Consider the following 26,360-nt stretch of genomic DNA (forward strand, 5'->3'; position numbering starts at 1 on the left):
CAGGAAGGGATAGCCTGCTTCTTTTTGTTTTGAGCAGTGAGTAAACCTCTATTTTCCTTAAAAGCGCAGAGGAAGTGTTTGTACATGACCAATGAAAGAAATACAATTACAGCGTTCCATTGTTGGAAAAGGAACGGGGAATTGAAGGTTAAACCCAAACCTTTCAAGTGACATATTCTAAAAAGACTAATAGGATAGATGCAACAGGGTGACATTGTCTTGGTTTTCTAAGACAAAAAGAAGCCAGTCCTAGTAATTGTTGTTTCAAGAGAAGAAGTAGAGAAAACAGGTTGCTATTACAAGCGAGTCATCAAGATGTTGGATCGAGTAGACAAAAATAAAGTAATTGGCTTGGGACATGCCGCAATTGTCTCTAATGAAAAAAAACAGACAGTAGAATCTTGGCATAAGCTTTGGAGTCCAATTAAACAGCATGGAGTCAGAAAGTACAATAATACATGGGGTGCTAGAAAGAAGGTATATGGGCTATGGGTGAATAAGTCTAATAATACCAAATATGTAAATGTAGCTAAGTATGCCGAGAAACAAGCTAAAGATAAGAAGCCATACAATTTGAACTTCTTTGACAAGAAAACTACAAAAAAATTCTATTGCTCTCAATTAGCTTGGAGGGCTTGGAAAAATCAAGGTCATGATATTGACAATAATAAAAAAGATTCAGTTGTGTCACCGATGGAATTAGTTAGCTCTAACAACACGAAGGTCTTTTATCATAAAAAGTAAGTTAATAAGCAGTCGGGGATTTCCCCCGATTGCTTTGCTTGTTTAAAATTGAAAGGAGATGATTGAATGAAATACTTTAAGTTACTTTTATCAGCTTGCGCAATAGCATTAATATGTACAGCATGTTCAAAGAAAGAGGAGGCTGTGGGGGATTCTCCTAAGGGAGAATTGAGCAATATGAAAGATAGTAAATTTGCTATCATTTATTCGCAGGTAATGGATAGAGGATGCGAGGTGGTCAACTATAACAACGAAGGAAAAAAATTGTCGAGTATTAGAATGAAAAACTGTGTGGGATTTACCTCATCTACTCAGAGCGATAATAATATGTACTTTTCATCTAATAGGTCTAATTATCATGTATCTCTAAATAAGAAGACTGGGAAGGTAGAGCCTTTGAATACAAAATCACTTTCAAAGTCTACAGATGACGAGGGTGCATTCTTTATTAACTACTCTAACGGGTATGTTATACACGACATTAACGTTGGCTTTACAGAGGATGGCTTAGTAGGAGAATTAGTATATTGGAATGAAGATGACAACGATAAAAATCAAGTTGAATTAGACGGAGAATTAACAACAGCTATATTTGAAGACAAAAAAATCTATGCCATTCTCAGTAATGATGAAAGTGTCACAGTGTCTTCAATAGACCCTAAAACTCATAAAGAAAAACGAAAAAAGTTAGACGTCGACTCAGTCTTCTTTCCTGACAATAATGAATCTTTGAAGTCATTAAACAATGAAGAATTAATTCTTGCCGTAAACGATGGCGTTGACAGTAAGAAAGAATCGATGTTGGTTGTACTCGACAAAAAAACTCTCGATAAGAAGAGAGAAATAGTAATGGATAAAGGATTCATTATCTACAAGATCAATGTAGACAAGGATAGAGTCACGATAGTTTCCTATGAAGGAGAAGTCAAGACATTCAACAGAGACTTCAAAGAGATATCATCTGAAAAAATTCCACTTAATTTTAAATCAGATGACGAACGTTTAGAAGAGGTCAAGATTTTAGACGGTAAGATTTATGCATTGGTAAGAATGTTTGATAGAGATAAGGATGGAGTTATTGGCAGAATTATTGAATATAATATTGAAAGCAAAGACTCTAAAGAGATATCTCTAAAATCTGATAGAGATTGGGAAATGACAAGCTTGGAAGTTGTAAAATAACTGACGAGGAGCGTGGAGTAAATTAACTTACATTATCTTGAACCCATGTGGCTTGTGTTATTCACATTGCCATTGTTGTATTTGGCTTAGGGGATTATTGGCTATTTAATCTTTAAGAAGGTTCATGTGGTGCTAATTATCACATTTATAACTTCAACCATCTTCATATTTGCCTATACTGGGTTCGACCTGTCGATTATATATTGGGTAGTGGCTATGACCTTTCTATGCATGTGTACCACTGTCATCACAAAAATCATTCGATATATGTATGATCGCTATAAAAGAGCATAATAACCAGCCAAAGCTTGTGTTCCCGAACATGAGCTTTATTTTTGTTTCTTACCACTAAAATAACTCAAACCCAAAATGCTTGTAATAATTAAAGCGATAACTGACGCAATCAGCAAAGAAACGCTGATCGCTCCTAACCCTAAACCTTCCCATCCTCCCACAAAAAAGCTTATGAGCAATAAGATGATACTTACCAGCATTAAAACTGATGGAAATCCATACTGGAAAGATGACTTCTTTTTTTTAAAGATTAAAGAGATACCTAGTATAATAACTGTAAGGATGGTTGTGAGTAGCCAGAAAGACATTTGTCTTGCCCCCTTGAAAGAAGAACCCTAATGAATAATTATATGTTTTTCAGTATCGTACCACTGATTTAAGTTGTTTACAAAAGCAGTTAGTTAAAAAAACGGTTCTATGACAATGGATGTCACAGAACCGTTTCTTTGATCTTATATTGTATTTCCAGCTTCTTTCCCTACACTCGATGTAATCACTTTGTCAGCCACTTCATGTGAGACAGCAGTAGAATGAAAAATTGGTAACGCTAATGCTACAGTTACAAGCATGATGGGAACAAAAATTCTACTCTTCAACATTTAACAATTCCCCTCCTTGAATTAACGACTTTGCTTCAAGTGCTCTTTCATAAAAAACGACAGCAATTTCCAACTGCCTACTTTTATTATAGTATTGCGCAGCTTCAAAAGCTAGTTGGTACACATCTTCGTAAAGATTTTTGCTTTGTATATTGTCAAGACAACGTTTTAACTCTGTGATCGCATTTGGTGTCTTAGATTGAAAATAAAGGCAATATAAAAATTTCATTTCTTCTTCATAAATTTTGTCATTCAGTTGTTGGGCTGCCGAGACTCCTTTCTCATATGTTTCGGCTGCTGGAACAACCTGTCCTAATTTCAAGAGGGTGTATAGCTTGTTAAAATAGGCTTTTGGAACATGTGATGTTTCATTCTTTTCAAAAAGTTCACAAGAAGTATCAAAGTGGGACAGGGCATCTGTATATTTTTCTAAGTGGAAATAACACTTGCCTAAGTTAAAGATCGTAGAGGATATAAGGTATTCGTTTTTCGTCTGCTGTGCAAAAGAATGGGATTTTTCAAAGTAAGTAAGTGCATCAGCATATTGTAGCTTAGATAGATAATTTCCAGCGATGACTGAATAACACCAGGCTATTTTTTCTTGCATTAATGGTTGTTCTGTAAATAGACTCAATGCTTTATGTGCATACATGACAGAAATTTGATACTGGTCTATATGATAGTACACTTCTGATAACTTGTAGTAAAATTCAGCCTTTTCAGTAGGGTCTTCAATATCCAGGAGAACTTTTTCAGCAGATTTATAAGAACTGATCGCCTCGTCAAATTGTTTTTTCCTAAATTCGTGCATTCCTTTAAAAAACCAGAAATAAAAATTTAACATCTTTTCAATTTGATCTTTGTCTTCGTGAAGTGATTGATCAATCTTATGTTTCTGCTCATTTATCTGAACCATATATTCATCTAACTCTTGGCTAGATAACTTAGGCTTGAGGTAGCTTAGCATTAAGTCATGTCGAAATTCTAGAAGACTAAAATATAATAAAACAGTTTGATTTTCCTCCATACTGTCAAAGAGTCGTTTAACATCCGCTTTTAGAAATTCAGCATCAGTTATTTGATCTTTTTTGATGGCTGAATACCATTCATTCAGTTTGATCGCAACCTCGTCATAAGTGATAGAACCACCCATATATACTCCCCCTTCATATTCCTATAAAACCAATTATATACAATACTTTAACATGTCTAACTATTCTAAAATCGAACAGATGCGCTATTTATGCAAATTTTCGGTATACCGCAAAATCAAGCCGACTCTAAGAGGGAAAATGAGTAATTCATATAACATATGACAAGCTACATATTACTTATTTTTACACAAATGTTGGAAAATAAATCGTCATCTGCGATAATAAGTCTAAATTGTGGTGAATAGAAAGGGGCAGGTAATTAATGAATCACTTTAAAGTTATGATATTGAGCCTTACCTTATTAATGGGGATCACAACTACTGTACATATAAATTCCTCAAATGATTTTCAAACCGCAGAAAACGGATACTTTGGATAAGCATTAGGAGAAGTAGACTCTCCACAAGTTTACTTTTTCTATTGGGCTTTCTAGTGTTAGCAAAAAGGCGTACTGGAATAAAAAGCAACTCCATTAATGATTGATTGAAAAAAGAACAAAGAAAAAGCCCTGTCCACAGGGCTTTTTTGTTCGTCTTTATTCAGTTCGATGTTTCATTTTATGAATTGTTCTATAAGCCGATTCAACGCCAATGAAAACGACAAAGAATATAACTATCCAACTGAACAGGTCAGCCCAAACATTGGACATGTTTAGCTGGGGTTAGCCCATTTCATTATACTGCTCTGGTTTTAATAGTAAAATCAACCTGTATCTTATAGCCTATAACGTGTATATACAAGGTTGGCTGGAAGCGGTTTGATGACGTTTTACATATAGGATATCAAGTGGCATTATGGTATCATTTTAAAATATATACAGCTGAGGCTGACGTTTATCCAAATGCGGTAGGACAAAAAGGGGTTGTTTATTTGAATTCAAAACAGCAGCCGACGACTAGAAAACGCTTGGAGACAATGGCAGATCATGTTGAAGATAAACGTGAAGAATATAAAGAATTGCTCATTCAAGTCCAATCTATTCTCGGTGAACCTTCTCTAGAGCAGGAAGAATTAAAAGAGAAGCTGTCAGATACGTATAAACAAATGAAAGAATATGCCTTATTTGTTGAATCCATTGAAGCCTTTATTCGAAAAATGGCGAAAGAATCTGATCAGCAAAAGTAGGTATTCATTTATGGATAAAAGAGTGTACTTGCGTGCGAGTGCACTCTTTTATTTCGGTCAGATGATTCAGAAATTAAAATGAAAGCGTTGACATTTCTATTGTCATGATAAATAATAAATAAAAATTCATCTGAGCATGTACAGGAGGAACGATATGAACCATACAACCAAGAAATGCCTGATCACCTTTATCATTGTCCTATTTTCTATGAGTTTTCTTTTTCCTTCCGTTTCTTCTGCCCGAAATCATACGTCGTATTTTGCATCAACTGCTTCAGTCCCATCTGGTCAATATTATCGTTCACAAGAGGTAGCTCTGCATTCTCACGTTCAAAAAGCTTCTCTTTATTACACAACAGATGGCAGCCAGCCGACAACTCAAAGTCAGTTATACAAAAAGCCCATTCATATAGAAACTGATACGACTTTAAAAGTAAGCGCTTACAAGAAAAACCACCGCCTTTCCACGTCTACGTACAATTATCGCTTTGTCACACGAGAGGACATTGCATCATCTTTTTTATCTTTCGAATACCAAGGAATGCCTTATCGGTTGTATATTCCAAAAAACCGTAAGAGGGGTAAAGCCTATCCTCTAGTCCTGTTCTTACATGGAGGCGGGGAGAGGGGAACAGACAATCAAAAGCAGTTACTTGCGAATGATGGTGCAGTTTTATGGGCTTCCCCTGAAGTCCAAAAGAAACATCCTTCGTACGTACTAGCACCTCAGGCGCGAAATGCTGTCGATGGAGGATTTGCATTAACAAGAAATTTGCAAAATGAAATCGATCTGACAAACGTGTTTCAATTTTCACCAGATTTACACAAAGCTTATGATGTCCTTCAGCATGTGTTAACTTCTTATCAGATTGATCAGAAAAGAATTTATGCGACGGGTTTATCACAAGGTGGATTTGGGACGTACCAGTTGAACATCACATATCCTCGTTTGTTTGCAGCGATGATTCCTATTGCGGGGGGTGCAGATCCAAGCAAGGCAGGAATTTTAGCGCACAAGCCGATATGGGCATTTCATGCAGAAGATGATTCCATTATCCCTATCAGCTATGCGAGAAATACAATTCAAGCTATTCAAAAAGCTGGCGGCCAGCCGCTTTATACGGAGTACGCAAGCAAGTATGGATATGACCATGCATCATGGACGCCTGCTTATGAGACACCAGGCTTAACAGATTGGCTGTTTGCACAGAGACGCAGCTATCGATAAACAAAACCCGATTCACCTTCTAACAAGGCGAATCGGGTTTTTTCTGTTTTATTTGTCAAAACGATGAGCAGAATGCTTTGTTGGTCCGATGTATTCATTTAGCTGGAAAGAGCCTTTGATGGCAGCTGTGATGAATTCTTTTGCTGCATAAATGGCTTCTTTCACGTCTGAGCCGTTTGCCAGTTCAGCTGTGACTGCTGCTGAGAATGTGCAGCCTGCGCCGTGTGTGTATTCTGTGTCGATCTTCTCTGTTTCAAGTCGTTCGAAGGTTTGTCCATCATAAAGCAAATCAATCGCTTTATCTGGGCTTAGCTTACCGCCTCCAGTGATGACCACATACTTGGCACCAAGTTCGTGAATGCGTTTTGCTGCTTCTTCCATTTGTTCGATCGTTTTGATCTCACCGATTCCGCTTAATTGACCTGCTTCGAAAAGGTTAGGCGTGATGACTGTTGCCAGTGGCGTAAGCTTTTCGCGCAGTGCTTCCGCGTGCTCTGGATAAAGGACTTCGTTCGCACCCTTACAAACCATAACAGGATCAATGACGACATTTTTTAGATCGTATGTTTTGATGGTGTCAGCCGCAAGTTCGATCACGTCTACTGTTGGGAGCATACCCGTTTTCAGCGCATCTACCCCAATACCTTCTACAATGGTAGAGAGCTGCGCACGAATCGTCGCCGTATCAATTGGAAACACCTGATGATCCCAATGGTTATGAGGGTCCATTGCAACGACAACGGTTAAAGCTGTCATCCCGTAGACGTTTTTTTCTTGAAACGTTTTTAAATCTGCTTGGATACCTGCACCGCCGCTTGAATCCGAGCCTGCGATGGTGAGTGCTTTATTCATAGACATAGTTGCTGAACCTCCAATGTGATGTGTAACAGTTACTGTTCTATCCTTATTATAATCAGCTTTTTCATTTATCACAATGAAACGGCATAAAAAAGCGTTCCACTCTAGGAGGAACGCCTTACCCCTTACCCCTTACCTTTTAAAAATCACCAATTCCCCCTTTTTCAGTTCGTCTAAAAGAGTTAAAGCTAATTCCTGATCGGCGCCAACTGACATCATTTTGGCCATGAGCTCGTCATCCCGAGTGCGGATGACATTGGCAATTTGATCTAAAATTCCTTGATCGACCGCTGTCATGCTTTTGGCATTCGTATGCTCTGTGACGGTATCAGAGCGTTCTGGATCGTATGCAAAAACAAAAATATCATCCTTTGCTGAGCGTATTTGTTCAATGGTCTGCTTCGCTTCTTTGCTATTTTCTACTATGAAATATTCCATCGTGATCACTCCTTTCCATCGAAAATTCCCATTTTCCCGTCACATCAAACCGCCTTTTATATCATGAGAAGAACGTCATTTTATGTTTTAATGGAAAAAGACGAATCTATTAAAGGAGTTAGCTGAATATGAAGATTTCCTTATTAATTGTGACACATAACCGGCTCAGCGCACTGTGTGAGCTGCTTGAATCTATTACGAGACAAACCGTACAGCCTTTTGAAATTGTGGTTGTGAATGATGCAGGAGAGCGCGTCGAGATCATTCAGGAACTCTACCCCGAACTTCCGATCCGCTTGATCCATTTAGATGAGAACGTCCAGCATGTGAATGCTAGAAACGTGGGGGTGCGGGAGCTGACTGGCGATGTGATCATGCTGAGTGACGACGATGATTACTTTACACCTTGTCATATTGAACGTATGAGTAAGGCGCTGGAGGACGCCGATTTTGTCTTTTCTGATGCAGAAATTGTGTCATTTGAAGAAAAAGGCGCGACCCGCTTCCCGGTGTCAAGACGTTTGTTTGCGTATACAGCTGCTATTGAGGATATGCGTGTCTTTTCTACATATGTTCCTTCCGGCAGTATGTATAAACGCTGTATACACGATGAGATTGGCTATTTTGATCCAGCGATGCATCATTATTGGGACTGGGACTTCTTTTTGCGTGTATCACAGCATGCCCGGATCAAACGAGTGCCAGCTGCCAGCGTGATCTATGCGTTTTTTGACGGCGGAGGGAATCAGTCTAGTGATCTTGGTGAGACAAGGAAGAACTACTTAGATGATCTAAGTGAAAAGCATGGGCTGGGTGACCTTCCGACAGCGAACTTTGCTGTCTTATTAGAAGAACCAGCAATGAAAAAACGAGAATCAGAGAGTGAGATTGTGTGGGATGGAAAACCGATGATCTCCAGACTAACGCAGCAGACACAAGGAGGAGAACCCCAATGAAGCCATTTTTAAATGATAGCTGGTGGGCTGTGATGAAAAGTGAATTTGAACAGCCATATTATCAAGAATTACGTGAATGGATGAAGGAAGAATATCGCACGCAGACCGTTTTTCCGAAACCAGATGACGTTTATCGTGCCCTTCATTTGACGTCATATGAAGAGGTCAAAGTGGTGATTTTGGGACAAGACCCTTATCATGGTCCAGGTCAGGCACATGGATTAAGCTTTTCTGTTCAGCCTGGTGTGAAGCATCCGCCATCATTGAGAAATATTTTTCAGGAGCTAAAGGATGATCTTGGCTGTCCTGTTCCAAATCACGGCTCACTTGTGAGCTGGGCAGAGCAAGGTGTGCTGCTCTTAAACACTGTGCTAACCGTGAGAAAGGGCGAGGCGAACTCGCATAAAGGCAAAGGCTGGGAACGTGTGACAGACCGCGTGATTGATGTGCTGAATGAACGTGATCAGCCCGTCGTTTTTGTGCTGTGGGGAAGACATGCTCAAAATAAGAAAGAACGCATTGATCAAAACAAGCATTACATCATTGAGTCACCTCATCCAAGTCCTTTTTCTGCAAGAAACGGCTTTTTTGGCAGTCGTCCGTTTTCAAAGGTAAACGCGTATTTAAAGCAAATGGGGATTGAAGAAATCAACTGGTGTATCCAAGATATTGAGTAAAAAGAGGACGAGGGGAGAGACCCTTCGTCCTGTTTATTTTAAAAATTTACGAACCAAGTCGAGTCCGTTTTTCGCATTTGGATAACGGAAGGAAAAATCGAAGCGATTGGTTTGGCGCAGGACGCTTTTTTCATGCGTAAACGTAAAGAAGCTTTCTTTCCCGTGATATCGTCCCATGCCGCTTTCACCCACGCCTCCGAATGGCAGGTAAGGAGTAGCGACATGCATGAGCGTGTCATTGATACATCCTCCGCCAAATGAGAGATGGTCTAGAATATAGGCTTCTGTTTCTTTACTTGTTGTAAATAAGTAAAGCGCAAGCGGCTTCGGTCTTGTTTTGATCATATGAGCTGCCTCGTGCAGAGAATCGAAGGTCATGACAGGCAGAATCGGTCCGAAAATTTCCTCCTGCATGACAGGATCTTCCCATGTGATGTGGTCTAATATGGTTGGTGCAATTTTGAGCTCGTCTTCGTTGCGCTGTCCACCTGTAACGATCGTTCCATTTGAGAGAAATTGTGAGAGCCTGTCAAAATGACGCTGGCTGACATTTTTCCCAAAGTGCGGATTTGTTTCAGGCTGGTCGCCATAAAAGTCACGGATACAGGCTGTCATTTCCCGTAAAAGATCGTCTTTAATGGATTCATGAACAAGCAAATAGTCTGGTGCAATACACGTTTGGCCAGCATTGGTAAATTTGCCGAACGTGATTCGCTTTGCTGCTAATTTGATATCTGCATCAGGCGTGACGATGCAAGGGCTTTTTCCGCCAAGCTCAAGTGTGACAGGGGTCAAATGCTTTGCGGCGGCTTCCATGACGACTTTGCCAACTGCCACACTTCCTGTAAAGAAGATATAATCAAAGGGCAGTTTCAACAGCTCTGTACTCACATCTACACCGCCTTCTACGACAGCTGCATGGTCTTCTTGAAATACAGGTTCGACCATTGCACTGATTACTTCTGAGACTTGCGGCGTCAGCTCAGACGGTTTTAAAATAACGGCATTACCCGCAGCAATGGCACCAACTAATGGAGAAAGGGCCAATTGGAAAGGATAGTTCCAAGGGGCAATGATGAGCACACTGCCATAAGGTTCCTTCATAATCATGCTTTTCGACCCGATATGAGTGAGGGGCGTTCGCACGCGTGTTGGCTTTGCCCATTTGTGGAGGTGCTTGATGGTATGATTGATTTCCTCATACACCATCCCGATCTCTGTTGTGTAGGCCTCCTGTTCGGATTTATGTAAATCATGGGCCAAGGCTTGTAAAATATCCTTCTCATGCTGTTTGATGGCTGCTTTTAAGTCTTTAAGAAGACGGATGCGTTCTTCCACCGGAGGCTTTTGAAAGACTTTTTGTTTCTGAAAAAGAGTAGTGAGTTTGTCCATTATTCAATCCTTTCATAAACGATGTTGTTTCCTTTATTATGTGTGAAGGGCTATGTCGGGTCAAATAAGAGAGGCGGGAGCAGACTGCTTTGAAAAAATGAACCCATTTCGTTTGTTCATTTGGTAAAATAATGTTGAAAAGAGACTTTTTTAGATTGGAGGGTCTACCCTTGAATATTCATATATCAAGCCTGCTTCAAAAAATGGAGGAAGCGGTTCAAAAGGCGAAACAAAGTGAAAATGATGAAGAGGTGAAACGCCAAGTGGCGGCGATTTCTTCACTATGTGATGTCATTCTCGATGCACCATCACAGGTGCAAATGCCGCAAACGCCAGTTATCTCGCCACCTTCTTCGATACAGACACCGCCCGCGCCGCCCGTATCCTCAGATCAAGCCATGCTTGAGAAACTGATGGGTGCGAGTGGTGCGAAGAAATTTCAGCATCAAGAAGAGGGGCAAAAAGAGAAGGATGGGAACGGCGACTCTATCTTTGATTTTTAATGGTCTTGTCACGACAAAGGGAAGGTGATCGGTTTGAAACTATTTTTGGGCGCCATTCAGTGGATGGCATTTTTTATCGCAGCTTCTATTGCTGTACCAATTGCGATTGCACAAGCATTTGAATTGAACCAAGTGCAGTCAGCGGAGCTGATTCAAAGTACATTCTTTTCACTTGGTCTTGTGGCGATGGTGCAATGTTTATGCGGCCATATGCTGCCGATCAATGAAAGTCCAGCGGGGCTTTGGTGGGGTGTGTATACCCTTTATGCAGGTATGACAGGAACCATCTTTGCGACGTATCCTGAAACTCTGCAAGCACTACAAGGGGCTTTAATTTTTAGTGCCGCTTTCTTTTTTATTTTTAGTTTATTTAAAATCATTAATTGGCTCGCGTCTTTATTTACGCCAGTCGTCACAGGCATTTACTTGCTATTATTAGTTGTCCAGTTAAGTCAGCCGATCATGAAAGGGCTGATGGGCATCGGCTATAGGGGAAATCAGGTGGATGGGCTTGTCTTTTGCTTATCAATCTTCATTATTATCCTTACCTTCATGATCAGCCGCTCAAAATGGCATTACTTAAGACAGTTTTCTGTGTTGTTTGCCCTTGCAGGAGGCTGGTTGTTATTCGCTTTACTCGGGTTGGCAAAGCCGGTTCGAATTCCAGAAAAAATCATCGAGTTTCCGAAGCTTTTCCCATTCGGCATGCCAGTCTTTGACAGTGGATTGCTTGTCACGTCCTTTTTCATTACGATATTACTCATTGTGAACATGCTGGCAAGTATTCGAATTGTGGAAAGTTCAGTGAAGGCATTTGGTGAACTGCGTGAGCGGAAGAGAGCTCGTCCGGCTGGTTTTGTCGCAGCATTTGGTCACTTACTGAGCGGATTGATCGGAGCGATTGCGCCTGTACCTATTTCCGGGGCAGCAGGATTTATCCAGACAACGAAAATTCCATCGAGAAAGCCATTTTTCATAGGAAGTCTGCTCATTGTACTCATTAGTTTATTCCCGCTGCTCATGAGCTTTTTCTCCGCATTGCCATCACCTGTGGGGCTTGCTGTAAACTTTGTGGTGTTCTCCTCGATGATTGGAATTGCGATGTCTGAGTTTGATCAGTATGAGAAAGAAGAAATTCCGCGGATTCGCTTTGTCCTAGGGATTGCCGTTTTAGCAGGTGTAGGGGCGATGTTTGTACCGCAGGAAGCCTTGAAAGGCATGCATCCTGTGCTCATTTCATTATTAAGCAATGGACTTGTTCTAGGTACACTCATTGCGATCGCGGTCGATCAAGTTCTGTTACGAAAGAAAAAGAAATCCGACAATCTCGTGTCAACGTAAAGGGAAAGTTGAATATCGTCTGTCACCCGCGCTATGATAAATATAATTGACGAGATAAGGAGAATGACGAATGAAACTATTTTTCATTTTAGGTGCGATTAATGCGATGCTAGCTGTTGGACTCGGAGCCTTCGGCGCGCACGGTCTTGAAGGGAAAATCCCGGAAAAGTATATAGAGATTTGGAACAAAGGGGTTCAATATCAGATGTTCCATGCGATTGGACTATTTATTGTCGCCTTTCTTGCAGATAAGCTGTCAGGTGTTTCTCTAGTCCCAACCGCTGGCTGGGTGATGCTTGCAGGTATCCTTTTCTTCTCAGGAAGCCTTTATGTCCTAGCATTGACTCAGGTGAAGATTCTAGGTGCCATTACCCCAATTGGCGGAGTGGCGTTTATTGCTTCTTGGATCATGCTTGTCATTGCAGCAGCAAAAAATTTATAAGCTAAAAAACCGATGCTCTGAGAGGGGCATCGGTTTTTTTCTTAATTCCAGTAAGGGGCGTAGTTTGGCGGTGCTTGATAATAAGGGATGTAGTGAGACGGAGGGACAGGGTTCGTTTGTGCTTCCTCTTCTCTGTGGCAAAATGGTCCGATAAACACACTTGGCTTCACCGGCTGTGTCGCCTGTTTCCACTGTGTTTCGTTCATGCAATACGTATGTGCCATGATGTGAGCAGGGGTGAGGGTGAGAAGGTCTGAGCCTAGGATCACTTCTGGCGTAGATGCGTTGAAAATGGCTAACAAATGAGTTCTGTCTTGAAGGGCAACTTCATAGTGCCACCAGCCTTGAGGTACGTTTGCTACCTGTCCTGGGGTGATGGTATAGGTGTGCAGTTTTTTTGTAAATGGATTCAGCATCGAGACGGCAGCAGAACCGGCTATACAATAAACAAGCTCTGCGGCATTTTGATGATAATGAGGCTCTACGACTTTGCTTTTACTCAAATATATATCCAGCAGAGATACTTGATCCAACGAATTTAATTGTTTTTTTCCTAAAACGTTAATCAGGTTATGCTGATCGTATTTCACAAGGGGGCTTTGATTCAGATCGTATGAATATTTAACATTTGGTGATGTATAATCCAGCTCAACAGTCATGAATGTCACCTCTAGGCGTTTGATAAAAACTACTAGGCATCTTATGACGAGCGCCCTAGAGGTGTGACAAAAACCTAATCAAAAGAAAAAAGCAAGGACGCCTGCTCCTTGCTTTTGCGATATGTGCGTTATCTACCTCGGAGAATACGTGGACATGGAGTATGGATAGTCGTATTGAATTTCCCCATCAAACGTAATGTAATCAAGATAGATCGTTAATAGTAAGTATCGTGTTCCTGTCTTGTTGTCACTAATGATAATGTGGTCACGTCCTGCAGCTTCAATGACGCCTCTGAAAATCTTCGAGTTCCATTCCTTACTTGCCTCAAACGTCATATAAATCGTGGCTACCTTGCCGCGGTTCAATCGTAAAATATTTTCAATATAGGACTGCTCGATTGGCAGCTGACCAGTGACATTCTGCTGATAAATCGGTCCAGAAGGAATTTGATAAGGCTGCCCGCCGCTCTGCGTGCCCTGCCCCCCTGGTGAAGAACCAGTAGACGGCATTGGTGAAAATCCCTGCTGCATTTGTCCTTGCATTTGACCCTGCGTTTGGGGAGGGACTGAATAACCCATCTGCTGCGCAGGATACGGATTTGCTCCATATTGTTGCTGGCGAAAATCTTGACCTTCGAAACCCGAACCTTGCCCAAATTGATTTTTCAATTTCATAACGTTCCTCCTCTTTCCTCATGGTGTTCTAAACAGAAGGCGCTTGAGCACCTGTTGTTTCCATAGCATTCTTTCTCTCTTTCACACTATGAGACAGGAGGGGAGAATATGTACATTGAACGAAAAAAAGGAACTGTGGTGCAGTTCCTTAGGCGCGGGCAAACCCTCGCATTCTTTGTCAGGCCTTACATCATCCAATTTACAGCGCGCTGGACACCAAATAAAAGAGTAATGATAAGAAAACATGCCGCAAGCGGTGTGATCACGATGAGGAAGGCTTGCCATAATTTCAGCTTCATCACAGCGACAATGCCTAAAACAGTCATTCCAAATATCCACGTCTTTGCATAAGCATCAATCAGTGTCAAAAGATCGAGATAATACCATACCTCAAAATGCTGATCTAAATAGGGTGAGATTTTGACAAACGTATACGGACCAAGCATTCCAATCGTGCAAATCCAACTGAGTGCAAATAAAGCGGAAGGGAAAAAGGTCGTCAGCGTGAAGGCTTTGAGTACATCTCGATATGCCGTTTGACTGCCGAAAAAAAGACGCCCTAACCACTTTAGGATGAGTACACCGAAAAATAGACCGAGATTGCCTGCGAGAATACCATATCCCGCACCTTGTAACAAAATAAAAGGAAATGGAATATGATTGCCCATATACTCGCTAAAATACCCTTCGTAGACCCAGCCTGTACCAGCGATACTTGCAAGGAGCATCATCAGCCAAATGGGAATATAGGAATGTTGATATGAGCGAATAATCGTTTTTGTTGCGACAAAAATTTTGAAAAATCGAAAAAAACCTTTTACTTCCTCTTGTTGGGAGTGATCATTCTTCATAGCTTCCAATGTTCTTTACTCCTTTAATACACATAAATGATTACTTATATTACCAAAAAGTTCGCGTTTTTCAAAGATAGATCATTAAAAAAATACAATTTTATAAAAAATAGGTCACTCTACAGTCTCTTTAAGAGGAGACACATATGATAAACATAGTTTGAAAGAGACCGAGGTGAAAACTTTGACAAAAGTAACTGTCATTATGACGAGCTACAACAAGGCGGCTTACGTCGGCAGATCGATTGAAGCGGTTTTGCAGCAGACGCTGTCAGACTTTGAACTATTTATCATGGACGATGGTTCAAATGAAAAAACCCTTGACGCGATTGAGCCCTTTCGCAAAGATCCCCGTGTTCATTTTATCCAAAGCGGTGTCAAATCGCTGGAGGAGAGAACAGCGAAAACCCGATACGCCGTCCTCATTAATCAAGCTTTAGAACTAGCAAAGGGCGAGTATATTTCCTATGCCACAGATGACAATGTCTATGCCCCGGACCGTTTAGAAAAGCTCACACATTATCTAGATGCTCGACCAGGTGAAGATATTGTCTATTCTGCATCGAAAGTAATCTATTTAAATAGCAATAAAGAGCCAGTAAAGGAAACGATTCGACCTGCGCAAACGGTGCAATGGAATGCACCTTGTGCCATAGATCATTGCTCGGTCGTTCATCGTGCTTCTATTTTAACAAAAATTCATGCTGAATTTGGGTCTTACTGGGACGAGAGTCCGCATTTTTATCGAATAGGGGATGCCCGGTTCTTTTTTCGATTAAATCATTTTTATCCGTTCTATCCCTATGATGAAGTGTTAGATACAAATTACATCACAGAACAGTCGATTCACTATCAATTGGCGGAAGAAGAGAAAAGTGCCTTTATTCAAGCACTTCCTGAGCAGTCTACCTGCTGGGAGCTCCGCCATATATTAAAACAAAGACATGGGAGGTGACCTAAAGTGTCGCACTATATTCATCATTATTGGCAGGTGTATTTTGAGTATGTAAATCTCATGAAGGATTTGTCCTATCAACAAATTCCTCTTGGGTTGATCAGCAATTTCTATCAATATATCAGTCCTGAAGTGAGGGAACGTATGGAGGATGAAGCATTCGGCCATGAATTGACAACCGATTGTCCATTGCCGGAAGAGATTCAGCCATTTTTTGATCAACATAAGCAGCAGATCAAGCGTATTGCTTATCGTCCGGCGAATGGAAAGGTCTTGCTTCACTTTGAACATCTGCGTTTTACTGAACAAAATTACACGCGGTTCCATCCGAGTCAAACGGTGGTGCTTGCTCGCTGGAAGAAGGCAGACTATTTTGGTTTACCGGTCATCAGCAAGCCGGAATTAGCGGGAGAGGTTAATAAAGAAGCCCATGCTGAATATATTGAGAAAGCAAATGCTCTCCTTAAACCTTACGCAAAGCACCCCGTCTTTGGCAATGTCTTTTTTAGAGAAAAGCTTCGGAAGGACATTGTGCAATTTATTGATGTGATTGACCAGACAGAAGTGCTATTTCAGATGGAGCCAATTGCAGCCATTATTGTGGGGACAACGGAGGATGCTTACAGCCGCGTACTTGCACTGCAAACTGTGAAACGCCAGCTCACGAGTATCTGTCTTCAGCACGGCGCACTGATGGGAGACGAAGCCTTTTTGCCGATTTTCACGACGTGTCACGGGGTGTTTGGAAAGTATGAAAAAGACTGGTATGTACACAAAGGCTGTCAGCCGGAACAGGTGGAGATCACAGGTCATCCGAGGTTTGACTTGGTGAAGGATCGAACGCCGCTTCAACAGGAAATGGTCTTTCGAAAATTGAACTTCAATCCTGCCAAAAAGACCGTGCTTGTGGCAACGCAGCCGTTTTCAGAAGCCTTCTATGGTGATGTGCTTAAAACGATTGCAAAACGGAAAGACATTCAGTTGATCATGAAGCCGCATCCGTGGGAAATTGCCCGAAACCGATTAAATGAGTATGTGTCCATTGAACGAGCAGGAAATCATGTGAGATTGATTAAAAAAGAAATCGACTTGTATGACCTATTGCCTTATATGGATATGGTCATTACGCTCACATCAACCGTCGGTCTTGAAGCGATGCTCTTTGAAAAGAGTGTGCTGATCGGGAAAATGACAGAAGGCAGAAGATACCCTTATTACGAGTCGCTTGGCAGCTATCATATGGAAAACCCTGTTGAACTGGCTGAGAAAGCCATTCGTATTTTGTCGGATGATCAAGAAATGAAGCTGGCAAAGAGGCAAGGAGCTGAGTTCATTAAACAACATTATCCGCATGCGCGATCGACCGATGTTCTGCTTTCTCTGCTTCAAACAAAAACAGGTGTGGATTTTCAGAGATGAGGATAGGGGTGTGCAAGCGATATGGAAAAAAAGAGAGAACAATTTCTTCCTTATGCCCTGCCGTTGATTGAGCAGGAAGAAATTGACGAAGTCATTGGAACATTAAAATCCGGCTGGCTGTCAACCGGACCAAAAGTCAGACAGTTTGAAGAAGAGTTTCGGCAGCTGACCGGTGCAAAACATGCGATCGCTGTCAATTCATGCACGGCTGCTTTATTTTTAGCCTTAAAAGCAAGAGGGATTGGGAATGGGGATGAGGTGATCACAACGCCTCTGACATTCTGCGCAACAGCCAATACGATCATTCATACAGGGGCAGCTCCTGTATTTGTCGATATTGACCCAGCGACACTCAACCTCGATGCAGAGAAACTAGAAGCGGCGATTACACCACACACAAAAGCGATTGTCCCTGTTCATTTTGCTGGTCAATCGTGCGATATGGAACGAATTTTAGCCATTGCCAAAAAGTACGATCTATTTGTGCTTGAGGATGCCGCTCATGCTCTTTACACAACGTACCACGGTCAGCCCGTTGGTTCGATTGGTGATGCGACTGCCTTTAGTTTTTATGCGACGAAAAATATAGCGACCGGAGAAGGCGGCATGCTGACGACGAATGATGATGCGCTTGCCGCTCGGATCAGAAGACTAGCACTCCATGGGATGAGCAAAGGAGCATGGAATCGTTATGGAGAAAAAGGAACGTGGTACTACGAGGTCGAGGAACCTGGCTATAAAATGAACATGTTTGATGTGCAGGCATCGTTAGGGCTTGTTCAGCTAAGCCGTTTAGATGATATGCAGGCACGGAGAGAACAAATTGCGAAAGCATACAATCAAGCATTTCAAAAGGAAGCAGGGCTGATCCTGCCGCCAGTCCATCATGAGGGAAGACATGCATGGCATTTATATGTACTGCAAGTGGACCCGAAAGAAGCATTCATCACACGCAATGAGCTGATTGATCAGCTGCAAAAGGACTATAAAATCGGCACGAGTGTTCACTTTATCCCTGTTCATTTGCATCCATACTATCAACAAACCTATCACTATTCACCAGAGGATTTCCCTGAGTCACTCGCGTACTACAAGCGGACTCTCTCACTGCCTCTTTATCCAAGTATGACAGATGAAGATGTGCAGGATATCATCACTGCGGTGCTGTCTATTTTAAAAGAACAGAAGGCATCTTCATGAAGGCCGTTCATGCAATAGACGATCAGGTGCTGTCCGCTTGGATTGAGAAATACGGTCAACAAATTGAACAAATGAAAGGTTTCAAACAGTTTGGTCTTGTCAGTGGCGCCCAGCTGAAAGCAGTGCTGTTATACGACTGGTCAAAATGGGAAAGCGGCATATTTGATCAGCATATTTTTCATGTGAAGTTTGCGGAAGCTGAGTCAGCATCTGCTTTTCAGGAATTGATGGAGCGCTTCATCAATTGGATGAGAACAGAAAAATGCGATTTTTTCTTTTTACGTCTTGAAGCGGCGGATGTTGAAAAAAACCGCATCGTCCAAAGGCTGTCACATGTGTACTATGTGGGCGGTCTCACTCGTCTTGAAGCGCCACCTGTTCACATGGAAATGCCATCAACAGGTGAAGATGTGGTCATCAGTCTGCCGGATGAAAAGGAATACGATGAGGCGGTGTCACTCGCTTATCAGGCATTTGTCAAAAGCCGGTATGCCCTCGATCCATTTTTAGACCAGAATGTCGTCCAGCATTTCTATCAAGAGTGGATGAGAAATAATGTGCTCGGACGTGCAGATATCAATATCGTAGCAAAGGTGAACGATGAAGTCGTGGGCTTGATACAAGGGATGACCAAGGGCGATGAGCTGGCGCTTGAGCTGTTTGCGATTAGACCGGATGTACAAGGAAAAGGGATCGGGAAAAAGCTGTTTATTGAGATGATGAAGGTCTCTTATGAGAGAGGGCATCGTTTTATTTCTGCCGGAACACAGCTGCATAACACAACCGCCATTCAACTGTATGAAAAGATGGGATTTAGAACAACAAATGCCTTCTTGTATTACCATGTATGGCCGAAAAAAGGAGAGAGATAAGATGGCGCATTTCTACATTGGAGATCGCAAAGTGGGGGATGGCGCGCCTGTCTTTATCATTGCAGAGGCAGGCATTAACCATGATGGAAAGCTGGATCAGGCGCTTGCTTTAATTGATGTGGCAAAAGAAGCAGGTGCCGATGCAGTGAAGTTTCAAATGTTCCAAGCTGATCGGATGTATCAAAAGGAACCAGGTTTATACGAAACAGCCAAGGGAGAAGAGGTGTCCATTTTTTCCTTAGTCGAACAAATGGAGCTGCCGCCAGAATGGCTGCCGGTGTTATTAACCCGCTGTGAGGAAAAAGGGCTAATATTTTTAAGCACAGTGTGTGACGAAGAATCTGCGGATTTATTAAATCAAACCGATCCACCAGCTTTCAAACTGGCATCCTATGAAATCAATCATTTGCCTCTTTTGCGTCACACAGCTTCTTTTCAAAAGCCCATCATTTTCTCAACAGCCGGGGCCACTATTGCAGATGTTCATGAAGCATATGAGGCGGTTACAAGCGTGCAAAACGATCAGGTCGCCATCATGCATTGCGTCGCAAAGTATCCAGCACCTAGAGCTTATACGAATCTTCGTGTGCTCCAAACCTTAGCCGCCGCTTTTCCTGAGGCAGTCATCGGCTTTTCCGATCATAGTGAGCATCCTACTGAAGCCCCTGTTGCTGCTGTGAAGCTTGGGGCAGCCATGATTGAAAAGCATTTTACGATAGATAAGACGCTGCCTGGCGCCGATCATTCCTTTGCACTCGATCCCGAAGAATTAAAGGAAATGGTTCAGCATATTCGAGCGGCAGAAAAGGACCGAAATCAATCAGAAACAGACGCTCATTCTGTGTCAGAGGAGCTCCTTGGCAGTTCTTTTAAAACGACAACAGCCATTGAAGGGCAGATTCGTGAATTTGCGTATCGAGGGATTTTTACGACAAAAGGGATTGCAAAGGGCGAGACATTGACCGAAGAAAATCTAGCCGTATTACGTCCAGGACAAAAAAGCCAAGGTCTGCATCCGCGGTACATGGAGATTTTACTTGGCGTCAAGGCTGTCAGAGACATTCCAGCCCATACAGGGGTTTCGTGGAAAGATGTGCTCATGCAGGAGTCTACAAATGATCAATGATGTGCTCTTTGTCATACAGGCTAGAATGGGCTCAACAAGACTGCCAAAAAAGGTGATGAAGCCGATCGGAGGTATGGCATTGATCGATTTCATCGTTGAACGGGTAAAGCAATCAGATCATTACAATCACAAAACGCAGAACCTCATGATCGCCACAACAGTCGAAGCAGAAGATGATCTATTGGCTCATTATTGTTTATCAAAGGGCTATAAGGTATTTCGTGGCAGTGAGATGGATGTATTGCAGCGATTCGCAAAGATAGCTCAACATTTTCAACCACAAACCATTGTACGTTTAACGGGAGATAATCCATTTATAGATCCGGCGCTTTTGTCGAAAATGCTTGAAGAACATAGACGGAAGAAGGCTGATTATACGTATACGACTGGAACGCCACTCGGTATTTCCGGGGAAATGATCGACGCATCCATTTTACGTGAAATCGACAATTTTCCCCTTACGCAGCCGGAGCGTGAGCATGTCACGCTGTATATCCGAAAGCATCCTGATCGATTTCAACTGCAATTATTCACACCGCCCAAAGAACTCGCATATCCTGCTTATCGATTCACGATTGATACAGAAGAAGATTATGTATTTGCTACCCGTTTACTTGAGAAAGCCGGTGGATCTATTACTGTGCCTACGGCTGAGCTTATCGCCATTTGTGAACAAGACCCTAATATTGTTCGGTTGAATCAATTTGTGAGACAGAAGGATGCTGAATGAATAAAAAAATCATGATTGTTGTGTACGGTGGTTTTTTAAGAGGGATGGGGCATGTCGTTAGAATGAAACGGCTGGCAAAGGAACTGATTCAAGAAGGAAACGACTTATATTTTTATACAAATGAACAGATTTGTGTAGAAATGCTCTCGCATCCAGCATGGCACGTTCATTTGGTGCAGGAATCAAACGTATTCCTTCAAATGGAGCAGGACATAAAAGAGCTAAATCCTAATCTTCTGCTAATCGATGTCCTTGATTGTGACCTTCAGTTCCTTCGATCGATCAAAGCGTCCTCCAGAAATGCAAAACTGGTCTTATTTGAAGAAGAAAGAACAGAAGCTTGCCAGCTTGCTGATGCTGTCGTAAACGGCATTTATGGTGGACTGGATGAAAAGCACCTGCAAGTAAATGGAACGGACTACTTTTATGGAACACCTTATTTATTGTTAGATCACGAGATCAGCAAATTAAAAGACTCATATGAGGTTCGCAAAGAATGTAAGAAGGTGGTGATCAGCCTTGGAGGCAGTGATCCAAGCGGATTATTAACAAAGGCTGTATCAGCACTTCTCGAAGCTTGCCATTTACACATTCTAGCGGTTACAGGAAAAGCCTCTCGCATCGAAGAAGAAATCGAGGCTGCACATATTCAATTCATTCGTCATACGGATCAATTACCTGCCCGTCTTGCAGAAGCCGATCTAGCGATTGTTGCTGGCGGGATGACGTTATATGAGGCCGTTTGTATCGGAGTGCCCAGCATTGTCCTTTCGCAAGTAGACCACCAAGCAGTAACAGCCACTCGTTTTGCACAAAAGGGAGCCTGTCACCATCTTGGATTAGGTCGCCTTGTGGATGAAAAGGATATATGGCGTGCTACTCGCAGACTATCCGGCAGCTACTTTCTCCGCAGGAGCATCCATCTCAATGGACGGTCACTCATTGATGGAAAAGGAACCGAACGAGTGAAAAACATTCTTATACACCTCATGAATCATCACCAAAAAGAACATAAGGATGTGTAGATGTGAAGGGAGTTATTTTAGCAGGAGGAAAGGGATCACGACTGGCACCTTTAACAAAGATTTTCAATAAGCATTTATTGCCGGTTGGCCCATATCCGATGATTTATTGGTCATTGTTCAAATTGAAAGAAGCGGGAATATTGGATGTAATGGTCATATCACAAGCAGAACAAATCCCGCTGTTTCAAAAGCTACTTGAAGGCGATCAGGAACTAGGGATGAACATTGTGTATCAGGTCCAGCCTGAAGCTTCTGGAATTTCGGACGGCTTATCCTACGCAAAGCCCTTTGTAGAAGGGGAAAAGTTTGTGCTAATGCTTGGTGATAATGTATTTGAGGATTCGCTAACCCCTTTTGTTGAAGCCTTTCAGCAGCAAGAAAGCGGAGCGAAGGTTCTGTTGAAAGAAGTGGCAGATCCAAAGCGGTTTGGTATTGCAGAAATTGATGCCACCCACCACCGAATTTTATCAATTGAGGAAAAACCGGAGCATCCGCGTTCATCCTACTGCGTCACGGGTATCTATTTTTATGATCAAGAAGTCTTTCAATATATTGAGAAAATCTCGCCGTCAGATCGAGGCGAATTAGAGATTACAGATGTAAACAATCTCTATATCTCAAATAGCCAGCTGACCTATGATATGTTAAAAGGGTGGTGGATTGATGCAGGAACACATGAATCTCTCCACCAAGCATCGACGAAAATGTTTGAAACGATGAAGAAAAAAGAGGGATACGAATGACGAAGTCTTATTTAATTACAGGCGGAGCTGGATTTATTGGACTGAATTTTGTGAAGCTGTTGCTTCAGGAAACAGATGTCCGGCTCACTGTTTTTGACAAGTTAACATATGCCAGTCATCCAGAGGAGATGGAGGAATTATTAAAGCTGTCTCATTTTCGTTTTATTCAAGGGGATATCGCTCTTCAACATGAGCTAGATCAAGCGTTTGATGAAGTCTATGATGCCATCATTCATTTTGCAGCGGAATCCCATGTTGATCGCAGTATTGAATCGGCAGAGCCTTTTATTCAAACAAATGTCCTCGGTACCTATCGTATGCTTGAAGCGGTCTTAAAAGGAAAGGCGAAAAAACTTATTCATATTTCAACAGATGAAGTATATGGAGATTTGGAACTGAATGATCCGGCTTTCACAGAACAAACACCACTTTCACCGAATAATCCTTATTCAGCAAGCAAGGCAAGCTCAGACCTGCTTGTAAAATCTTATATCCACACTCACCAATTACCCGCAATGATCACAAGATGTAGCAACAACTATGGGCCGCATCAGCATGAAGAGAAATTAATACCGACGATTATTAGAAAAGCAATCAATGGAGAAAAGATCCCGATTTATGGAGACGGCAAGCAGATTCGCGATTGGCTGTATGTAGAGGATCATGCGAGAGCTGTAAAGCAGGTCCTTGAAAACGGAACAGCTGGGCAAGTGTACAATATTGGCGGCGGCAACGAGAAAACGAATCTCGATTTAACCAAAACCATTCTGACGCAGCTCGGGATCAGTCATGACCGTATTGCGTTTGTTGAAGACCGTAAAGGACATGACAGACGGTATGCGATTGACGCCAGTAAGCTAAAACGGGAGCTTGGCTGGACGCAGGAGACATCATTTGAAGCAGGTATTGAAAAAACGATCAATTGGTATCATGCCAAATATGATCAGAGCGAAGAAGGGTGACGGATGAAAGTTTTAATCACCGGTGCAGGCGGGCAACTAGGGAAAGAATTGAGCAGACAGCTCAAGGAGAAAGACATCACCATCATTGCCTTAACGAGGAGCATGCTCAATATCGCAGACCAGCAAGCAGTCAGACACGCGATGAGACACTTTCGCCCTAATATTGTTGTCAGTGCAGCAGCATATACCTCTGTAGATCAGTGTGAAACAGAAACGGAAAAGGCGTATCTTGTTAATGGCATTGGCGCCTACTATACAGCGCTGGAGGCTAAGAACATAGGGGCTGATGTGCTACATGTCAGTACAGATTATGTGTTTGACGGGCAAGCAGACACGCCTTACCAAGTCGATGCACAGCCAGATCCTCACACCATTTATGGAAAAAGTAAAAAGCTTGGTGAGGAATTGCTTCATCTTGTATCAGACGAAGTGAAAATTATCCGTACATCGTGGCTATACGGACATGAGGGACATAATTTTGTGAATACCATCCTTCGGCTCGCAGAAACAAAGGATCATTTGCGCATCGTGAATGACCAAATAGGCTCACCTACTTATACAAAAGATGTCGCAGAGGCCATCATTCATTTATTTGATCAACAGGCAGGAATTTATCATGTCAGTAACCGAGAAAGCTGTTCCTGGTTTGACTTTGCGTCAGAAATTGTGACAAAAAGCGGCCTGTCTACGACCATTGAGCCAATTTCCACAGAAGAGTACGGCTTCCAAACACCTCGTCCAGCCTATTCTGTGTTAGACCTTCAAGCGATTGAAGCCACAGGCTGGAAGCCGAGACATTGGAAGGATGCGCTTCACGAATTTTTGCAGAAAGAAGGGAGATGGCATCAGCATGATTGATGGTGTACAAACGAAAAAACTCATGAAACATTGTGATGATCGCGGCTTTTTTGCAGAGCTCATTCGAGATGATGAGCCCATGCTGCAACGTTTTGGGCAGGCATCGTGGTCGAAAAGCTTTCCAGGTGTGATCAAAGCCTTTCATTATCATGAAAAGCAAGATGACGTTTGGTTTTTCCCGGCAGGTCATGCTCAGGTCGTTTTATACGATTTGCGTGAGGACTCTCCTACAAAGGGTCAAACCGATGTGTATTATATGGGGGAAGACAATCCAATGCTCCTCCTCATCCCAAAGGGTGTCGCACATGGCTACCGGGTACTAGGCGAGACGCCGCTGCAAATTGTCTATTTCACGACAGAATCCTATGACCCGAAAAACCCAGATGAAAAGAGAATCGCTTGGAATGACGAGACAATCGGATTTGATTGGGAAACGACATTTAAATAAAGAACAAAGGCCTTTCGCAGGAGAAAGGTCTTTTTTTGTTGAAATACATTCTATAAGTGTCATTTTATGTATTTTTATAAGTTAAGCAGAAAAGGGATGTGGATGAGTTTGTCTAAAAGAATTGCATTTGTAACAGGGGCAAGTACAGGGATTGGAAAGGCAATCGCCATAAAGCTTGCCGCCCAGGACCATGTAAAGGTCATCATCAATTCTAGAAATCAATCCTTACTAGAAGATGCGCGGCAGCATATTGAGCGTATGGCAGAAACAAAGGAGCCAGTGTCTCTTTTCTGTGGTGATATGTCGCATGAAGGAGTGCGAGCTGAGGCCTTTTCGGCAATAGATCAAGAGTTTGGCAGACTGGATGTGTTGATTAATAACATTCCAGGAGGGAAGCCAGATACTTTTAATTCATGTGAAAGTGAGCAGATGCTGGCAGCATTTTCTCAGAAAGCCCTAGCGTACATTGATATGATGAAACGTGCGGCAGCGATGATGAAAAGACATGAATATGGCCGGATCATTCAAATTGTCGGGAACCTTTGGAAGGAACCTGGTGATCAAATGTTTACGAACAGTATGATGAATGCAGCGATTATCAATGCTAGTAAAAATGCAGCCACACAGCTTGCGCCTTCAGGGATCACAGTGAATTGTTTAAACCCAGGATTTATTGCTACAGATCGATATGAACAGTTTATCGAAAACATGATGCGTGAGCAGTCATTATCACGGGAAGAAGCTGTACAGGCTGTTGCGTCAGGAATCCCGATGCAAAGAGTAGGTTCAGCGAGTGAAATGGCTTCATTGGCGGCATTTATTGCTTCAGAGGAAGCCTCGTATCTCACCGGACAGCAAATATCTGTCGATGGTGGTTCGATGAAAAGTATATAAATATGAAAAA

The 26,360-nt window shown here is 42.2% G+C and carries 30 protein-coding genes; 21 read left to right on the forward strand and 9 right to left on the reverse strand.

Annotated features, from left to right (window positions below):
- Positions 1-315 precede the first annotated feature (315 nt).
- Both MHH40_RS11880 and MHH40_RS11885 read left to right on the forward strand, forming a co-directional pair.
- Positions 316-744, forward strand: a complete 429-nt coding sequence (locus MHH40_RS11880) for a hypothetical protein (protein WP_233421715.1) — start codon at positions 316-318, stop codon at positions 742-744.
- 66 nt (positions 745-810) lie between these two features.
- Positions 811-1,926, forward strand: coding sequence for a hypothetical protein (locus MHH40_RS11885; RefSeq protein ID WP_050944505.1), 1,116 nt, complete (start codon positions 811-813; stop codon positions 1,924-1,926).
- 329 nt (positions 1,927-2,255) lie between these two features.
- Here the strand turns inward: MHH40_RS11885 and MHH40_RS11895 are convergent, their stop codons facing one another.
- The 3 genes from MHH40_RS11895 to MHH40_RS11905 form a co-directional block, all read right to left on the reverse strand.
- Entirely contained in the window at positions 2,256-2,528 is a 273-nt protein-coding gene (locus tag MHH40_RS11895; RefSeq protein WP_050944504.1) for a YesK family protein, read from the reverse strand.
- A 144-nt stretch (positions 2,529-2,672) separates the two neighbouring features.
- Positions 2,673-2,819 (reverse strand): hypothetical protein, encoded by a 147-nt coding sequence (locus tag MHH40_RS11900; protein ID WP_159037607.1) that lies wholly within the window; start codon positions 2,817-2,819, stop codon positions 2,673-2,675.
- Positions 2,806-3,972, reverse strand: coding sequence for a Rap family tetratricopeptide repeat protein (locus MHH40_RS11905; protein ID WP_050944503.1), 1,167 nt, complete (start codon positions 3,970-3,972; stop codon positions 2,806-2,808). The genes MHH40_RS11900 and MHH40_RS11905 overlap by 14 nt, the downstream gene beginning before the upstream one ends.
- An 871-nt stretch (positions 3,973-4,843) precedes the next feature.
- Here MHH40_RS11905 and MHH40_RS11910 point away from each other — a divergent pair.
- Positions 4,844-5,098 carry a hypothetical protein gene (locus MHH40_RS11910; RefSeq protein ID WP_008359596.1) on the forward strand — a complete coding sequence of 85 codons (255 nt, stop codon included), beginning with the start codon at positions 4,844-4,846 and terminating at the stop codon, positions 5,096-5,098.
- Between the two features lie 154 nt (positions 5,099-5,252).
- Positions 5,253-6,326 carry a chitobiase/beta-hexosaminidase C-terminal domain-containing protein gene (locus tag MHH40_RS11915; RefSeq protein WP_212045679.1) on the forward strand — a complete coding sequence of 358 codons (1,074 nt, stop codon included), beginning with the start codon at positions 5,253-5,255 and terminating at the stop codon, positions 6,324-6,326.
- Positions 6,327-6,374: 48 nt separating this feature from the next.
- On the opposite strand, the gene MHH40_RS11920 is transcribed toward MHH40_RS11915, so the two are convergent.
- Together MHH40_RS11920 and MHH40_RS11925 are read right to left on the reverse strand one after the other, a co-directional pair.
- Positions 6,375-7,184, reverse strand: a complete 810-nt coding sequence (locus MHH40_RS11920; RefSeq protein WP_044140232.1) for a bifunctional hydroxymethylpyrimidine kinase/phosphomethylpyrimidine kinase — start codon at positions 7,182-7,184, stop codon at positions 6,375-6,377.
- Positions 7,185-7,316: 132 nt separating this feature from the next.
- On the reverse strand, positions 7,317-7,622 hold the full coding sequence (locus tag MHH40_RS11925; RefSeq protein WP_050944501.1) for a general stress protein: 306 nt from the start codon (positions 7,620-7,622) through the stop codon (positions 7,317-7,319).
- Positions 7,623-7,750: 128 nt separating this feature from the next.
- On the opposite strand from MHH40_RS11925, the gene MHH40_RS11930 reads away from it, so the two are divergent.
- Positions 7,751-8,578: a glycosyltransferase family 2 protein gene (locus MHH40_RS11930; RefSeq protein WP_003214726.1), complete on the forward strand. Its 828-nt coding sequence runs from the start codon at positions 7,751-7,753 to the stop codon at positions 8,576-8,578.
- Complete coding sequence (locus tag MHH40_RS11935) at positions 8,575-9,255, forward strand: uracil-DNA glycosylase (protein ID WP_050944499.1); 681 nt, start codon at positions 8,575-8,577, stop codon at positions 9,253-9,255. Before MHH40_RS11930 ends, MHH40_RS11935 begins: the two co-directional genes overlap by 4 nt.
- A gap of 33 nt (positions 9,256-9,288) precedes the next feature.
- Here the strand turns inward: MHH40_RS11935 and MHH40_RS11940 are convergent, their stop codons facing one another.
- Entirely contained in the window at positions 9,289-10,647 is a 1,359-nt protein-coding gene (locus MHH40_RS11940) for an aldehyde dehydrogenase (RefSeq protein ID WP_340901122.1), read from the reverse strand.
- A gap of 170 nt (positions 10,648-10,817) precedes the next feature.
- Between MHH40_RS11940 and MHH40_RS11945 the strand changes: the two genes are divergently transcribed.
- The 3 genes from MHH40_RS11945 (at position 10,818) to MHH40_RS11955 (ending at position 12,933) form a co-directional block, all read left to right on the forward strand.
- A complete protein-coding gene (locus MHH40_RS11945) occupies positions 10,818-11,150 on the forward strand; it encodes a YwdI family protein (protein WP_137054229.1) in 333 nt (110 codons plus the stop codon).
- A gap of 33 nt (positions 11,151-11,183) precedes the next feature.
- The gene (locus MHH40_RS11950) at positions 11,184-12,491 is read left to right on the forward strand and encodes a purine/pyrimidine permease (RefSeq protein ID WP_003214905.1); all 1,308 of its coding nucleotides are present in this window, start codon (positions 11,184-11,186) and stop codon (positions 12,489-12,491) included.
- A 70-nt stretch (positions 12,492-12,561) separates the two neighbouring features.
- Positions 12,562-12,933 (forward strand): DUF423 domain-containing protein, encoded by a 372-nt coding sequence (locus MHH40_RS11955; protein ID WP_003215282.1) that lies wholly within the window; start codon positions 12,562-12,564, stop codon positions 12,931-12,933.
- Positions 12,934-12,974: 41 nt separating this feature from the next.
- Here the strand turns inward: MHH40_RS11955 and MHH40_RS11960 are convergent, their stop codons facing one another.
- The 3 genes from MHH40_RS11960 to MHH40_RS11970 all read right to left on the reverse strand — a co-directional run bounded on the left by MHH40_RS11960 (position 12,975) and on the right by MHH40_RS11970 (position 15,118).
- A complete protein-coding gene (locus MHH40_RS11960) occupies positions 12,975-13,592 on the reverse strand; it encodes a cupin domain-containing protein (protein ID WP_050944496.1) in 618 nt (205 codons plus the stop codon).
- A 132-nt stretch (positions 13,593-13,724) separates the two neighbouring features.
- Positions 13,725-14,267: a spore coat protein GerQ gene (gene gerQ / locus MHH40_RS11965; protein WP_003215192.1), complete on the reverse strand. Its 543-nt coding sequence runs from the start codon at positions 14,265-14,267 to the stop codon at positions 13,725-13,727.
- Between the two features lie 185 nt (positions 14,268-14,452).
- Positions 14,453-15,118 carry a YIP1 family protein gene (locus MHH40_RS11970; RefSeq protein WP_223251281.1) on the reverse strand — a complete coding sequence of 222 codons (666 nt, stop codon included), beginning with the start codon at positions 15,116-15,118 and terminating at the stop codon, positions 14,453-14,455.
- A gap of 184 nt (positions 15,119-15,302) precedes the next feature.
- On the opposite strand from MHH40_RS11970, the gene MHH40_RS11975 reads away from it, so the two are divergent.
- The 12 genes from MHH40_RS11975 to MHH40_RS12030 all read left to right on the forward strand — a co-directional run bounded on the left by MHH40_RS11975 (position 15,303) and on the right by MHH40_RS12030 (position 26,350).
- Positions 15,303-16,073, forward strand: coding sequence for a glycosyltransferase family 2 protein (locus MHH40_RS11975; RefSeq protein WP_050944711.1), 771 nt, complete (start codon positions 15,303-15,305; stop codon positions 16,071-16,073).
- A gap of 6 nt (positions 16,074-16,079) precedes the next feature.
- Positions 16,080-17,492, forward strand: coding sequence for a capsular polysaccharide export protein, LipB/KpsS family (locus tag MHH40_RS11980; protein WP_003214910.1), 1,413 nt, complete (start codon positions 16,080-16,082; stop codon positions 17,490-17,492).
- Between the two features lie 21 nt (positions 17,493-17,513).
- Positions 17,514-18,692, forward strand: a complete 1,179-nt coding sequence (locus tag MHH40_RS11985; protein WP_050944494.1) for a DegT/DnrJ/EryC1/StrS family aminotransferase — start codon at positions 17,514-17,516, stop codon at positions 18,690-18,692.
- A complete protein-coding gene (locus MHH40_RS11990; protein WP_050944493.1) occupies positions 18,689-19,564 on the forward strand; it encodes a GNAT family N-acetyltransferase in 876 nt (291 codons plus the stop codon). Before MHH40_RS11985 ends, MHH40_RS11990 begins: the two co-directional genes overlap by 4 nt.
- Before the next feature lies 1 nt (position 19,565).
- A complete protein-coding gene (locus MHH40_RS11995) occupies positions 19,566-20,690 on the forward strand; it encodes an N-acetylneuraminate synthase family protein (RefSeq protein WP_327839477.1) in 1,125 nt (374 codons plus the stop codon).
- Positions 20,680-21,420 (forward strand): glycosyltransferase family protein, encoded by a 741-nt coding sequence (locus tag MHH40_RS12000; protein WP_340901123.1) that lies wholly within the window; start codon positions 20,680-20,682, stop codon positions 21,418-21,420. The genes MHH40_RS11995 and MHH40_RS12000 overlap by 11 nt, the downstream gene beginning before the upstream one ends.
- Positions 21,417-22,445: a PseG/SpsG family protein gene (locus tag MHH40_RS12005; protein WP_340901124.1), complete on the forward strand. Its 1,029-nt coding sequence runs from the start codon at positions 21,417-21,419 to the stop codon at positions 22,443-22,445. The genes MHH40_RS12000 and MHH40_RS12005 overlap by 4 nt, the downstream gene beginning before the upstream one ends.
- A 2-nt stretch (positions 22,446-22,447) precedes the next feature.
- Positions 22,448-23,188: a sugar phosphate nucleotidyltransferase gene (locus MHH40_RS12010; protein ID WP_050944489.1), complete on the forward strand. Its 741-nt coding sequence runs from the start codon at positions 22,448-22,450 to the stop codon at positions 23,186-23,188.
- Entirely contained in the window at positions 23,185-24,150 is a 966-nt protein-coding gene (gene rfbB, locus MHH40_RS12015) for a dTDP-glucose 4,6-dehydratase (protein WP_284907457.1), read from the forward strand. The genes MHH40_RS12010 and rfbB overlap by 4 nt, the downstream gene beginning before the upstream one ends.
- Positions 24,151-24,153: 3 nt before the next feature.
- Positions 24,154-25,008, forward strand: coding sequence for a dTDP-4-dehydrorhamnose reductase (gene rfbD / locus MHH40_RS12020; protein WP_050944487.1), 855 nt, complete (start codon positions 24,154-24,156; stop codon positions 25,006-25,008).
- Positions 25,001-25,456: a dTDP-4-dehydrorhamnose 3,5-epimerase family protein gene (locus tag MHH40_RS12025; RefSeq protein ID WP_003215275.1), complete on the forward strand. Its 456-nt coding sequence runs from the start codon at positions 25,001-25,003 to the stop codon at positions 25,454-25,456. The genes rfbD and MHH40_RS12025 overlap by 8 nt, the downstream gene beginning before the upstream one ends.
- 102 nt (positions 25,457-25,558) lie before the next feature.
- Entirely contained in the window at positions 25,559-26,350 is a 792-nt protein-coding gene (locus tag MHH40_RS12030; RefSeq protein WP_324617522.1) for an SDR family oxidoreductase, read from the forward strand.
- Positions 26,351-26,360: the final 10 nt, after the last annotated feature.

This window comes from Bacillus sp. FSL K6-2431, from assembly GCF_038005165.1.
GTDB classification, from domain to species: Bacteria; Bacillota; Bacilli; order Bacillales; family Bacillaceae; genus Bacillus; species Bacillus pumilus.